The sequence below is a fragment of the Kitasatospora sp. NPDC096077 genome (assembly GCF_040303245.1).
Taxonomy (GTDB): Bacteria; Actinomycetota; Actinomycetes; order Streptomycetales; family Streptomycetaceae; genus Kitasatospora.
Genome location: NZ_JBEOSV010000040.1, coordinates 1,497 through 14,944 on the forward strand (window position 1 = coordinate 1,497; position 13,448 = coordinate 14,944).

The window sequence follows — 13,448 nt, forward strand, 5'->3', positions numbered from 1 at the left end:
AAGCCCGGCTCCGCCCAGCGCGCCCTGCCCGGCATCGCCGCCACCGTCGTCGACGACGAGGCCAACGAGGTCCCCAACGGCTCCGGCGGCTACCTCGTGCTCACCGAGCCGTGGCCGTCCATGCTCCGCACCATCTGGGGCGACGACCAGCGCTACATCGACACCTACTGGTCCCGCTTCCCCGGCCGCTACTTCGCCGGCGACGGCGCCAAGAAGGACGAGGACGGCGACATCTGGCTCCTCGGCCGCGTCGACGACGTCATGCTCGTCTCCGGCCACAACATCTCCACCACCGAGGTCGAATCCGCCCTCGTCGGCCACCCCGCCGTCGCCGAGTCCGCCGTCGTCGGCGCCGCCGACCCCACCACCGGCCAGGCCATCGTCGCCTTCGTCATCCTGCGCGGCGGCACCACCGAAACCCCCGAACTCGTCGACGAACTGCGCACCCACGTCGGCCGCACCCTCGGCCCCATCGCCAAGCCCAAGCAGATCAAGGTCGTCGGCGAACTCCCCAAGACCCGCTCCGGCAAGATCATGCGCCGCCTCCTGCGCGACATCGCCGAAGGCCGCGAAGTCGGCGACACCACCACCCTGACGGATGCCGCCGTGATGGCCTCCATCCAGGCCCAGTTGACCGACGGTCCGACCGCGGGCTGAGCCCGTCCCGTCCGCGCCACGGGCCGCCCACCGGTTCCCTCCGGTCGGCGGCCCGTGCGTGTACGCCCTCCACCACCAGCGAACTCCCCTGAGGACCGACCGAGTTGTCGTACCGGCCCGCCCGCGTCGCCGCCAAGGCCACCGCCGCGCTCGCCCTGCTCCCCTGCCTCCTGACCGCCGCCTGCCAGGACGACCGGGCCGGGGCTGACCACTCCCACCCGCAGCCCGTCCCCCCGGCGCTCAGCGGGCTCGGAACCCTGACGGCCGGGTCGTCCGGGCTGCGGATGACGGCGTTCGGCACGGACTCCTCGCACGCCCCCGACGGGGCCGCGGTGACGGCCATGCCGGCGACCGCCGAGGAGGGTCAGGAATGGCTCGTCCGACCCACCGCCGGCCCCGAACTCGTGCTCCAGTCACCGCTGTTGAGCAGCGGTGAGGACCGGACCGGCCCGCTGGTGCTCACCGCGGACCCGGACGGCTCGGTCTACCTCGCCGCCGAACGGCCCGGCAGCGCGCCGGAGGCCGCCGCCCCGGACCAGTCCTGGACCTTCGAGGACCTCGCCGTCGCCCCGACCCGGTGGACCGCCCCGGACGGACGGTCCGCCACCCGGCTGAGGATCCACGCCCACGGCGGCGGCTGCCTGGTCGACCGGGGGTACGGCGAGCGCCTCGCCCTCGGCGGCTGCGAGGACCCCGCGGCCTGGTGGACCGCCGAGGGCCTGTCAGGACCGGGAGGAGACGACAGGCCGACGCTGTGACGAAACGGTCATCTTCCGGGAGAGGCGAGCTGATACCGGCTTCCTAACGTGGCGGCTCCTTGATGTCGTTCTGAGGAGTTGTGGTGGTCACCGAGCCGGTGGTGGAGCGGGAGTCGCGGCGTCGACGCACGGAGCGCGAGCGGGCCCGGACAGGGTCCGGGGGGCGACTGGCAGCGATCGACGTGCTGCGGGCGCTGGCGATCCTCGGGATGGTGTGGATGCACTTCGTGCCGACGGGCTGGCTGGAGCCGACGCCGCGGGGCCATGCCTGGCCCGGGGTGCTGGAGTGGCTGAACGGGTTCCTGGACACCCGGGCCCGCAGTGTGTTCTTCCTGTTGGCGGGGGTTTCGGTCGCGCTGATGACCGGCGGCTGCCGGCCGTACGCCGGGCCCTCGATGCGCGGGGCCCGGGGTCGGATCGCCGTCCGGGCCGGGGTGCTCCTGCTGCTGGGACTCTGTCTTGAGCAGGTGTCGGGCGTGGGGAACATCATCACCGCCTACACCGGGTGGCTGCTGTTCCTGCTGCCGTGGACACGGGTGCGGGCGAGGTGGCTGTTCGCGGCGGCCGGAGTGTTCGCGGTGGCGGCACCGGTGTTCCAGATCCTCCGCGCGAACCGGGGCCAGGACTGGTCCTTCCTGCCGCCGGTCGGGCCGGGTGCGCCCGAACTGCCGCAGGGCCTGGCGGTATTGGTGCATCCCGGGGACTGGCTCGCGGTGTTCCAGTCGTACGTGTTCAACGTGGACACGTTCTACGCGCTGCCGCTGCTGCTGGCGGGTCTGGCGATCGGCCGTCTGGACCTGGGCGACCGACTGGTGCGGGTGCGCATGACGATCACGGGCGCGGGCGTCGCGGTCGGCGGCTGGCTGGCGTCCTGGCTGCTGCTCGGCCCGCTCGGGACCGGCGCGGCGATCGACCGCTTCCAGGCGGCGCTGATGGCCCCGCCTCCGCCCCCGCCGGTGCCGGCCGCGGCGGACGGCGTGCTGCCGGACGCACCCCCGGTGATGCCCGAGCTGCCGCCGATGCCGAAGGTGCCGTGGGCCGAGCTGTGGGCGATGTCCAAGCCGGGTCCGGCCATCGCGGAGTACAGCACGCTGCAGGTCCTCTGGATGGTCGGCGTGTCACTGGCCCTGCTCGGCGGCCTCCTCCTGCTGACCGAACGGGCCCACTGGGAGCGGGCACTGCGGCCGCTCGCGGCGATGGGCTCGATGGCGATGACCTGGTACTTCGTCCAGGACGTGATCACCAACCACTTCCTCGGCCAGGACCCGGGCGGCTTCGGCCGCGCACCGCAGTCCCTGGTCCCGTACGCGCTGTTCGCCGCGGCCGCCCTGACCGGCTCGGCATTGTGGCGGCGATTCTTCCGCCGCGGGCCGCTGGAGGCCCTGGTCCACCGCACGACGACGGCCGTGGCACCCCGCCGCCGGGGGTGACCCGCCCACCGGGCGGGCCCGGCACGCCGATCACGGCGCGCCGGGCCCGCCCGTGGCGCCGGTAGTGGCGCGCGGAGCGGGCGCGGCTGCCGCAGCCGAGCCGCCCCGCCGATCAGACACCCTGACCGACGGCGACCTGGCCTTCATCCGCCGGGCCGACACCCTCCTGATCGGCACCACCCACCCCACCCGCGGCAACGACGCCTCGCACCGCGGCGGCCCGCCCGGGTTCGTCCGGGTCGAGGCCGGAAGGCTGTGGTGGCCCGACTACCCGGGCAACAACCTGTTCAACACCCTCGGCAACCTCCGGACCGACCCCACCGCCGCCCTGCTCTTCTGCGACTTCGCCACCGGGCGCACCCTGCACCTGTCCGGCCACGCCGAGGTCGAGTGGACCCGGCCGGGAGCCCCCGGCGACGACGGCCGCACCGGCCGCCGGGTCCACTTCACCCCCCGTCAGGCCGTGGCGGGCGGACTGCTCCCGCTCCGGGCGGACACGGTCGCGGCCGCCCCGGGCAACCCACCGCTGACCCACCGCACCACCGACCACGCCTGATCGGAGCCGTCGACAGGGCCGACCACCGTCCGCATGGCGAAAATCGTACGTTCACCATTCGTTCATATGGACGTCACTCGCTAGAGTCATATGAATGCCTGACTATCGCACTCTACTCGGCACCGTCGCCGCCACACTGCGCGAGGCGGGCCTCCCCCTCGCCGATGACACCGCCGGCACGGGCGGCGCGAAGGTCGCCTGTCGGCCCAACGGCGTCACGGTCTCCTGGCAGCCCAGCTCCGGAGACGTCGCGGCCGAACAGCCCGACACCGGATCCGCGGGCTCCACCCGCACCCACGGCGCGGCCGCCGTGCACTCGTCGCGCTTCCAGTTCACCCTCCGCGTCGCGGCGCTGCTGGCCGACATCGGCTACCTCAGCGAGCACCTCGGGGACCGGGTCCTGATCAGCGGCCACGACGTCCGCTGAGAAGCCTCAGGCCTTCGGCCAGTTGCGCAGCAGGGCGTCGAGGGCGTCCAGGATCCGCGCCCAGGTCTGTTCCGTGGTCCGCGGGGTGTGCTGGAAGCTACCTCCCCGCTCCAGGGTCACGTAGCCGTGGAAGGTGCTGCCGAGCAGCCGGACGGCGTCGGTCTCGTCGGGTTCGGTGAGGTCGTAACCGCGCAGGATCGCGCGGGTCATCTGCGAGTGCCGGACGGCGGCGCTGCCCAGCGCCGTCTCGTAGTCGAGTTCCAGCTGCGCGGCGGCGTAACGGCCGGGATGCTCGCGGGCGTAGTCGCGGTAGGCGTTGGCGAAGGCGGCCAGGGCGTCCTTGCCGGCCCGTCCGGCCAGGGCGGCGGCGACCCGGTCGGCGAGCTCCTCCAGGGCGAGCAGGGCGATCCTGGTCTTGAGGTCCCGGGAGTTCTTGACGTGCGAGTACAGGCTCGCGTCCTTGACGCCGAAGTGCCGCGCCAGCGCCGAGACGGTGACCTTGTCGAAGCCGACCTCGTCGGCCAGTTCGGCACCCGCCCGGGTGAGTCGTTCCGCGTTCAGTCCTACGCGTGCCATGCCCTGCCCTTCGGTCGTCTGGGACAACTATACATTTGCCTAATACTCCTAGGTAATTTACGTTGCTCCCTATGAAGCCACTGACCGAACCCCAGATCCGCGCCGCCTTCGTGAACTGCAGCAAGGGCGAGGCCAAGCGCCTGCACATCCCCCGCGACCTCGCCGAACAGCCCTGGGACGACCTGGACTTCCTCGGCTGGCGGGATCCGCAGGCCCCCGACCGCGGCTACCTCGCCGCCGACCTGGACGGCCGTACGGTGGCGGTCGCCCTGCGCTCCTCCGGCGCCGCCTCCTGGCAGGCCCGACGCAGCATCTGCTCGCTCTGCGTCACCACCCACACCGGGGGCGTCTCGCTGCTGGTCGCCCCGCTGGCCGGGAAGGCGGGCAAGCAGGGCAACTCCGTCGGCGCGTACATGTGCGCCGACCTCGCCTGCTCGCTCTATGTACGTGGCAAGCGCGAGGTCGGCACCCGGCTGCACGAGTCGCTGACCGTCGAGGAGAAGATCCGGCGCACCGTGGCCAACCTGGCCGCCTTCGTCGCCAAGGTCACCGCGTGACGCCCTCGCCGGGCCCCGAGGCCGCGCCCCGCCTGCCGAACACCTGAGGCCGGGTGTCCGGCAGGCATCGGGCCGCATCGACCGACGGTCGCGCCGGAGCAGCCGCCGGACCCTATCCCGGTCGACCTGCGGTCAGCCGACCCCCCGCAGGACGCAGAGGGTCCCCTGTGGGGCGTGAAAGGCCTGCCGCACCTCCCAGGTGCCGCTCTGCCCCGGCTTGACATCGACGGCGGTCTCGCCGACGGCGAGCACCGTGGCCGAGTGCGAGGTGAAGTGGATGGCGATCCGGTACTTCGCGTCCTGACCGCCGGGGTTGAGCGCGGTGCCGGCGGCCCGCCAGCCGTCCTTGGTCGCCTCGCAGGCGGTGATGGTGACCTGCTTGCGCTTCTCCGTGTCGTTGGCGACGGACGAGGGCGGCGGAAGCGTCGGCTGCTCGGCCGGGACGAACTCATCGGCGCCCGCCGTGGCCGTCGCGCCCTTGTCGGGCGAGGCCGCGGTGCTCTGCCGGTCCTGACTACCGCCCCCGGCACCACTGCAGGCGGGCAGCGGGGCGAGGGTGAGCAGAGCGATTCCGAGAGCGGCAACCGCTCGGGCCCTGTACTTCGTTTCGCGCATCTCTTCTTCTTCCTTCAGCTGTGGGCGGCGCGGAGACCGTCGCTCCGGCGACGCCGCGGCGGAACGGGCCTGTCGTACCGTGTCGACCCGGTACTCGCGGCCCGGCCGTCCCCGTGGTGACCGAGGTTCACCCGTTCGGCCGCCGACTTCCGCACCGTCCGCCGCCGGTCGGGCCCAGCGGAGGCATCGGCGAGCGGGCGACGAAAGGCGGCGGTCCCCGGAGCTCGGGCTCCGGGGACCGCCGCCGGTCAAGCGCTCGTGCTAGCCGCGTCGACGGATCCGACGCGTCATGAGCGCCAGCCCGCCGCCCAGGAGCAGGAGGCCCCCGGCCAGGCCGGCGAGCCGGGTGTCGGCCCCGGTGCTCGGCAGGTGCCCGTGCGTCTTCTTCGCCGTCACCGTGGCGCTGGACGGCGGGGAGGTCACCGGCGGACCGGACGGCGGAGTACCCGTCGCCGTCGCCGTGTTCGTGACCTTCCCGCTGTTCAGATCACCCTGGGTGACCTTGTAGTCGGCCGTGCAGGTGACCGACCCGCCCGGGGCGAGCGAAGCCGCACCCGCCGGACACATCACCACCGGTGCGGTACCGGTGCCCGAGAACGCCGTCTCGTTCACCGTCACGTTCGTCAACGTCACGTTCCCGGTGTTCGTCACCAGGAAGCTGTAGTCGACGGTCTGGCCGACAGCGGTGACCGTCGTCGGCGAGGCCGACTTCTCCACGGTGAGCGCAGGGGCCGGGGTCTTCGGGACGGTGGTCGAGGAGGGCGGGGAGGTCACCGGCGGACCGGACGGCGGAGTACCCGTCGCCGTCGCCGTGTTGGTGACCTTCCCGCTGTCGATGTCGGCCTGGGTGACGGTGTAAGTGGCCGTGCAGGTGACCGACGCCCCCGGCGCCAGCGAGGCCGCACCCGCAGGGCAGGAGACGACCGGCGCAGTACCGGTACCGGAGAACGCGGTGTCATTGACCGTGACATTGGTGAGGGTGACGTTCCCGGTGTTCGTCACCAGCAACGAATAGTGCAGCGCCTGGCCCGCCGCCGTCAGCTCCGTCGCGTCCACCGACTTCACGACGGTGAGCGCCGGTGCCGGCGTGGCCGTCACGGTCGTGCTGGACGGCGGGGAGGTCACCGGCGGACCGGACGGCGGAGTACCCGTCGCCGTCGCCGTGTTGGTGATGCTCCCGGCGTTGATGTCCGCCTGGGTGACGGTGTAAGTGGCCGTGCAGGTGACCGACGCCCCCGGCGCGAGCGAAGCCGCACCGGCCGGACAGGAGATCGCCGGCGGGGTCCCGGTACCCGAGAACGCCGTCTCGGTCACCGTGATGTTGGTGAGGGTGACGTTCCCGGTGTTGGTTGCCAAGTAGCTGTAGGTCACCACCTGCCCGACCGCCGAAACCGTCGTCGGCGACGCCGACTTCACGATCGTCAGTGCCGGCTCAGGCGTGTTCGGAACGCTGGTCGAGGAGGGCGGGGAGGTGACCGGCGGACCGGACGGCGGAGTACCCGTCGCCGTCGCCGTGTTGGTGACCTTCCCGCTGTCGATGTCCGCCTGGGTGACCGTGTAACTCGCCGTGCACGTCACCGACGCACCAGGCGCCAGCGAGGCCGCACCCGCCGGGCAGGAGACGACCGGCGCAGTACCGGTGCCCGAGAACGCCGTCTCGGTCACCGTCACATTGGTCAACGTCACGTTCCCGGTGTTGGTCACCAGGAACGAGTAGTGCAGCACCTGGCCCACTGCCGTCAGTTCCGTCGCGTCCACCGACTTCACCAGGGTGAGCGCAGGGGCCGGCGTGGCGGTCACGGTGGCGCTCGACGGCGGCGACGTCACCGGCGGACCGGACGGCGGAGTACCCGTCGCCGTCGCCGTGTTGGTGATGCTCCCCGCGTTGATGTCCGCCTGCGTCACGGTGTAACTCGCCGTACAGGTCACCGACGCACCAGGCGCCAACGAAGCCGCACCCGCCGGACAGGAAACGGCCGGCGGGGTCCCGGTGCCCGAGAATGCCGTCTCGTTCACCGTCACGTTCGTCAACGTCACATTCCCCGTGTTCGTCACCAGGAACGAATAGTCAACCGTCTGCCCCGCAGCCGAAACCGTCGTCGGAGAAGCCGACTTCACAATCGTCAATGCCGGATTCGCCGTCGCCGTCACGGTGGCGCTCGACGGCGGAGACGTGACCGGCGGACCCGACGGCGGAGTACCCGTCGCCGTCGCCGTGTTCGTGACGCTCCCCGCGTTGATGTCCGCCTGGGTGACGGTATAGGTGGCCGTACAGGTCACCGACGCCCCCGGCGCGAGCGAAGCCGCACCGGCCGGACAGGAGATGACCGGCGCAGTACCGGTACCCGAGAACGCCGTCTCCGTCACCGTGACGTTGGTGAGGGTGACATTCCCCGTGTTCGTCACCAGGAAGCCGTAGTCAACCGTCTGCCCGACCGCCGAAACCGTCGTCGGCGACGCCGACTTCACAATCGTCAATGCCGGATTCGCCGTCGCCGTCACGGTGGCGCTCGACGGCGGAGACGTGACCGGCGGACCGGACGGTGGAGTACCCGTCGCCGTCGCCGTGTTGGTGATGCTCCCCGCGTTGATGTCGGCCTGGGTGACGGTGTAGCTCGCCGTGCAGGTGACCGACGCACCAGGCGCCAACGAAGCCGCACCGGCCGGACAGGAGATGACCGGCGCAGTACCGGTACCCGAGAACGCCGTCTCGGCCACCGTGACGTTGGTGAGGGTGACATTCCCGGTGTTCGTCACCAGGAAGCCGTAGTCAACCGTCTGCCCGACCGCCGAAACCGTCGTCGGCGACGCCGACTTCACAATCGTGATCGCCGGATTCGCCGTCGCCGTCACGGTGGCACTGGAGGGCGGAGACGTGACCGGCGGACCCGACGGCGGAGTACCCGTCGCCGTCGCCGTGTTCGTGATACTCCCCGCGTTGATATCCGCCTGCGTCACCGCGTACGTAGCCGTACAGGTCACCGACGCACCAGGCGCCAACGAAGCCGCACCCGCCGGACAGGAAACGGCCGGCGGCGTGCCGGTGCCCGAGAACGCCGTCTCGTTCACCGTCACGTTCGTCAACGTCACATTCCCCGTGTTCGTCACCAGGAACGAATAGTCAACCGTCTGCCCCGCAGCCGAAACCGTCGTCGGGGAAGCCGACTTCACAATCGTCAATGCCGGATTCGCCGTCGCCGTCACGGTGGCGCTCGACGGCGGAGACGTGACCGGCGGACCCGACGGCGGAGTACCCGTCGCCGTCGCCGTGTTCGTGACGCTCCCCGCGTTGATGTCCGCCTGCGTCACCGCGTACGTAGCCGTACAGGTCACCGACGCACCAGGCGCCAACGAAGCCGCACCCGCCGGACACGTCACCACCGGCGCAGTACCGGTACCCGAGAACGCCGTCTCCGTCACCGTGACGTTGGTGAGGGTGACATTCCCCGTGTTCGTCACCAGGAAGCCGTAGTCAACCGTCTGCCCGACCGCCGAAACCGTCGTCGGCGACGCCGACTTCACGATCGTGATCGCCGGATTCGCCGTCGCCGTCACGGTGGCACTGGACGGCGGAGACGTCACCGGCGGACCCGACGGCGGATTACCCGTCGCCGTCGCCGTGTTCGTGATACTCCCCGCGTTGATATCCGCCTGCGTCACCGCGTACGTAGCCGTACAGGTCACCGACGCACCAGGCGCCAACGAAGCCGCACCCGCCGGACACGTCACCACCGGCGCAGTACCGGTACCCGAGAACGCCGTCTCCGTCACCGCCACATTGGTCAACGTCACGTTCCCGGTATTCGTCACCAGGAACGAGTAGTCGACCGTCTGCCCGACCGCCGAAACCGTCGTCGGAGAAGCCGACTTCAGAATCGTCAACGCGGGCGTGGCGGGGATCGGGGTGTTCGTGAAGGTGCAGAGCACCATCGGGCTGTTCTTGTCCTCCACCGTCGGTGGGAAGGGAAGGTTGAAGGTGTTCACCCCGCTGCCCGAGGCGACCGGAGCGTTGCCGTTGGCCGTGTCGACGCAGTCGTAGGTGGTGGTGTAGTTGGAGAGGCTGCCGGAGGCCGCCGTCTCGGTGAGGGTGTAGGTGGTGTTGGACAGTGCGATGACCGGGCCGGCCGGGGGCGACTGGACGCCCGTGCTGGTGCCGGTGGTGGTGGCGGTGTTGCCCTGGGTGATGCCGCCGCCGGTGATCGCCAGGGTGAACTGGTCGTTGGACGAGGTGGACTGGGCGAACCGGCCGACGATGTTCTTCTGCAGGGTCAGGGTCGGGTTGGTGGAGCAGGCGCCGAGGTCCACGGAGAGGAAGGCGTTGTTGGAGTACGGCGTGGGACCGGCCGTGACCGCTCCGGTGTTCGGGTTGAGCTGCTCCAGGTAGGTGGTGCTCCCCGAGGCGAACTCGATGTAGAGGTTGCCGGCGTTGTCGAAGGCGGCGCCGTTGAAGGAGTTGCCCCCGGGGTTGGAGAGGGTGCTCAGCTGCGTACTGGTCAGGGGCACGCCGGTGGCCGATCCCGTGGTGGGGATCGGCCCGGCGATGCGGCCGATGGCGGCACCGGTACCGACGGAGGAGAGGGTGTAGAGGTTGCCGGCCGCGTCGAAGGTGATGTCGCCGTTGGGGCCGCCGGCTGCGACGACCGGCAGGTTGTAGGTGGCGATCACGCCGGGGATCGCGGTGTTGGTGGTGGTGTTGAACCCGTAGAGAGTGGCCACGCCGGCCGTGGTCGCGGTACCGCTGGCGAAGCTGGCGTAGTAGAAGATGCCGTTGGCCGGGTTGACCGCGCCGGCGACGAAGGAGTCACTGGTGGAGCCGGCGGATCCGGTGTAGACGGTCCAGTTGCCGGTGGCCGCGTTGTACCCGTACACGTTGACGGAACCGTTCACCGTCGGCGTCTGGTCGACCACGTACGCAGCGGTGCCACCGTCCGTGACGCCGAGGGCGTTGGCGAAGCCGGACCCGGCGGGGAGCGTGCTCACCGTGGTGGCGGTCACGGTGGAGCCGCCGACGGTGCCGCTGGCCAGGGCGAGCAGAGTGCCGGTGCCGGCGCGCGAGGAGCCGCGCTGGATGGCGTAGATGATGTTGCCGCTGCAGTCCAGCAGACCGGGCGCCCGGCGGGCCGGTGCCGTGGCTGACGGGGACGCAGGGCTGCTCGTGGCAGACGGCACAGCCGCCGGGGACGGTGCGGCAGTCGGGGACGGGGCCTGCGAGGCGTTGTTCTGCTCGGGGGCGGCCTTCGCGGGGGCGGCGTCCGGGGTCTGCCATTCCAGCACCACGAGGCCGTTGCCGCCGTCGCGTCCGTCCCGGTCGCCGGGCTTCCGGACGTCGGCGGTGCGGCCCGTGCCGCTCGCTTCGCCCGGGTTGACCGAGGGGGCGGCGTGGGCGGCGCTACCGTCACCGGGGAGCCCGGCGGACGTCGTGGACGGCGCGAGGCCACCGAAGCCGGCCCCGGCGACGTACTGGCGCTCGGTCACATGGGACGCGAGGCCGGTCGGCGCGTCGCCGCCGGATCCGACGGCCGCGCCGGTCGCGCTCGGGGAGCTGCCGCCGTCGGCCGTCAGGAGGGTGTGGGCGGAGGCGTGCGGATCGTCGGACAGCACGCTGGAGGCTTCGCCGTTGCGGGCCGCACGCGCCGCCGGGGAGAGCGGGTCGTCGGACCGGGCCCGCCCGCCGTGGCCCGGGACCACGGTCAGCCGCTGTCCCGGTGTGACGTCCAGCAGTGCGGTGGCGAAGGCGCCGGCGGCGCCCGGCCGGCCCCGGTGGTCGCCGCCGGCCGCGTCCGAGGGGCCGTCGGCTTCGGCGGCCGCACCCGCGCCCCAGGCCTTCGCCCGGAGGGAGGAGACGCCGGGCGGAACGGTGAAGTCCTGGTTGCCGCCGGTGTAGGTGAAGGAGAGGCAGTCGGTGAAGCCCTGGTCCGGCGGGCAGGCCTGGGCGGCGTGCGCGGCGGGAGCGGCCATCAGCGGAACGAGCGGCAGCGGTGCCAGCAGCAGCACGGCCGACAGCACTCCGGACCAGCCACGCCGCTTCGGAGCGGCGTTGTTCGACGGTCGGGCCGGGGCGGTACTGCCCCGTGGTCCGAAGGCCGGGGTCCAGCCCCGGCGACGTCGGGCTTCAGGCATCGAGGACTCTCCAGGGTGTGCACAGGACTCTGGATGACGGCGTAAATACGCCATAGCGTGATGAACTGACTATGGTGTCTCCGCCATCCGGGTCGGCCCGGCACGCTGGTGATGTCATCCCTGTGGCCCAGACGAACGGGCTGACCACCCCACAGTTCGCGCAACGCCCCCGGGCGCAGAAGGAGCGCCGCCCGGCGTGGCCCCGTCGACCCGGGGCGGGCCCGGTCAGCGCTGGGCGCGGCGGAAGTCGCCCGGGGTACCGCCGGTCTCCCGGGCGAAGAACTTGCCGAAGTTGGTGGCCTCGGTGAAGCCGAGCGCCCGGCCTACGGCGGCGACGGGCAGGTCGGTGTGGGCGAGCAGCCGCTGCGCCTGGAGGACGACCCGGGCGTCGACGAGCTGCTTGGCGCTGCGGCCGGTGGCGGCCAGGCAGGCCCGGGTCAGGGTGCGCGAGGAGTATCCGAGCCGTGCGGCGTACTCCTCCACCGCGCGGGTGGTGGCGAAGGAGCGTTCCAGCTCCCGCCGGAAGGCCGGGTACACGCCCGTGCCCGGGGCCGCCGCGCCGGGTCGCCCGGTGGGGTCCGGCAGCCGGGCCGTCCGGATGAGGAGCGCGCCGAGGAGCTGGCGCAGCAGCGCGCCGGTCAGGTCGACGTCCGAACGGGCGGATGCGGGCGCGTCCGTGGACCGGGGCCGCGCGTCCCGCAGCGATCGGTACTCGACCTCCAGCTCCGTCACCGCCCGCTCGAAGGCGTCGAGTTCGGACGGTGACAGCCGCCAGGCGACGGGGCCGAAGCCGTCCAGCACCTCACGCGTCGCGGGCAACGGCGGCGGGTAGTCGGCGGTGAACAGCAGCAGGACGGCGTCGAGGTCCGCCGGGCGGCCGTCCGGGCCGAACGGGAGCCGCTGTACCTGGCCGGGGCTCAGGTGCAGCAGGGTGCCGCGGGCGCAGGGGTGGAGGACGAAATCGACCATCGCGGTACCGGTGCCGCCACGGACCAGCAGCAGCTGGTGGAAGTCGAGACGGCTCGGGCGCCGGGCGACCGAGCGCTTCAGCCGTGCCTTCAGCACCTCGAAGGGCAGCACCTCCAGGCCGGTGTGCCGCGCGTCGGGGTTGTCGTAGGCGATGTCGATGACGTCGGGCTGTCCAGTTTCGACCATGTCGGGTCGAGACTCTACCTCGTCTTGGGGGCGGCCCCCGGGGGATCGTGGAGCCACGGCCGAGCGGCGCACCGGAGAACCCGGCGTCACGTCGGAAGGCCGTCAACTCCGTTACCGAAGTGAGGATCCCTGCCCATGTCCCCCGTCGTCACCGACCCCGCCGAGCTGCCGATGCTGTTCCAGGACGCCCTGAATTCCGGCGACGTCGACGCGCTGCTGGCCCTGTTCGCCCCCGGCGCGGGCATGCGGACCGTGTCCGGCGCGCACCTCACCGGCCCGGACGCCCTCCGCGCCGAACTCGCCGGAACGGTGGCCGCCCACGGCAGGCTCACCAACCGCTCGCGCCACGCCCTGGTCGCCGCGGACACCGCCCTCCTGGTCACCGACTGGACCCTGGAGGTCGACGCTCCCGACGGCACCCGGATCGCCCCGACCGGCACCACCGCCAACATCGCCCGCCGACTGCCCGACGGCGGCTGGCGCTTCCTGCTCCTCAACCCCCTCGGCACCGCCTGAACCCACGGCAAGGCGGCCGGACACCTCCGGGTGGTGGGGCGCCCGGGGGTGCGGGCCGACACCCCCGGGCGGGGGGGGTGC

The 13,448-nt window shown here is 72.0% G+C and carries 12 protein-coding genes; 8 read left to right on the top strand and 4 right to left on the bottom strand.

From position 1 onward, the window contains the following. From ABTZ03_RS28270 to ABTZ03_RS28290, 5 genes are all read left to right on the top strand, one after another. On the top strand, positions 1 to 657 hold a 657-nt coding region (locus ABTZ03_RS28270; protein WP_502894607.1), incomplete at its 5' end, for an AMP-binding enzyme. A gap of 104 nt (positions 658 to 761) precedes the next feature. Then, the gene (locus tag ABTZ03_RS28275) at positions 762 to 1,415 is read left to right on the top strand and encodes a hypothetical protein (protein WP_350515918.1); all 654 of its coding nucleotides are present in this window, start codon (positions 762 to 764) and stop codon (positions 1,413 to 1,415) included. Between the two features lie 83 nt (positions 1,416 to 1,498). Beyond that, entirely contained in the window at positions 1,499 to 2,845 is a 1,347-nt protein-coding gene (locus tag ABTZ03_RS28280) for a DUF418 domain-containing protein (protein WP_350515919.1), read from the top strand. A gap of 64 nt (positions 2,846 to 2,909) precedes the next feature. Beyond that, positions 2,910 to 3,401, top strand: a complete 492-nt coding sequence (locus tag ABTZ03_RS28285; protein WP_350515920.1) for a pyridoxamine 5'-phosphate oxidase family protein — start codon at positions 2,910 to 2,912, stop codon at positions 3,399 to 3,401. Between the two features lie 94 nt (positions 3,402 to 3,495). Then, complete coding sequence (locus tag ABTZ03_RS28290) at positions 3,496 to 3,828, top strand: hypothetical protein (protein WP_350515921.1); 333 nt, start codon at positions 3,496 to 3,498, stop codon at positions 3,826 to 3,828. 6 nt (positions 3,829 to 3,834) lie between these two features. On the opposite strand, the gene ABTZ03_RS28295 is transcribed toward ABTZ03_RS28290, so the two are convergent. Further along, the gene (locus ABTZ03_RS28295; RefSeq protein WP_350515922.1) at positions 3,835 to 4,404 is read right to left on the bottom strand and encodes a TetR/AcrR family transcriptional regulator; all 570 of its coding nucleotides are present in this window, start codon (positions 4,402 to 4,404) and stop codon (positions 3,835 to 3,837) included. A gap of 71 nt (positions 4,405 to 4,475) precedes the next feature. On the opposite strand from ABTZ03_RS28295, the gene ABTZ03_RS28300 reads away from it, so the two are divergent. After that, on the top strand, positions 4,476 to 4,961 hold the full coding sequence (locus tag ABTZ03_RS28300; protein WP_350515923.1) for an FBP domain-containing protein: 486 nt from the start codon (positions 4,476 to 4,478) through the stop codon (positions 4,959 to 4,961). Positions 4,962 to 5,093: 132 nt separating this feature from the next. Here ABTZ03_RS28300 and ABTZ03_RS28305 read toward each other — a convergent pair whose 3' ends face one another. Further along, positions 5,094 to 5,576 (bottom strand): hypothetical protein, encoded by a 483-nt coding sequence (locus ABTZ03_RS28305; protein ID WP_350515924.1) that lies wholly within the window; start codon positions 5,574 to 5,576, stop codon positions 5,094 to 5,096. A 261-nt stretch (positions 5,577 to 5,837) separates the two neighbouring features. Further along, entirely contained in the window at positions 5,838 to 10,079 is a 4,242-nt protein-coding gene (locus ABTZ03_RS28310; RefSeq protein ID WP_350515925.1) for a beta strand repeat-containing protein, read from the bottom strand. A 367-nt stretch (positions 10,080 to 10,446) separates the two neighbouring features. Between ABTZ03_RS28310 and ABTZ03_RS28315 the strand changes: the two genes are divergently transcribed. Then, positions 10,447 to 10,653 (top strand): hypothetical protein, encoded by a 207-nt coding sequence (locus ABTZ03_RS28315; RefSeq protein ID WP_350515926.1) that lies wholly within the window; start codon positions 10,447 to 10,449, stop codon positions 10,651 to 10,653. 1,268 nt (positions 10,654 to 11,921) lie between these two features. Here the strand turns inward: ABTZ03_RS28315 and ABTZ03_RS28320 are convergent. Continuing rightward, on the bottom strand, positions 11,922 to 12,851 hold the full coding sequence (locus tag ABTZ03_RS28320) for a helix-turn-helix domain-containing protein (RefSeq protein WP_350515927.1): 930 nt from the start codon (positions 12,849 to 12,851) through the stop codon (positions 11,922 to 11,924). 135 nt (positions 12,852 to 12,986) lie between these two features. Here ABTZ03_RS28320 and ABTZ03_RS28325 point away from each other — a divergent pair, with 135 nt between their 5' ends. Next, positions 12,987 to 13,367 carry a YybH family protein gene (locus tag ABTZ03_RS28325; protein ID WP_350515928.1) on the top strand — a complete coding sequence of 127 codons (381 nt, stop codon included), beginning with the start codon at positions 12,987 to 12,989 and terminating at the stop codon, positions 13,365 to 13,367. The last annotated feature ends 81 nt before the right edge of the window (positions 13,368 to 13,448 follow it).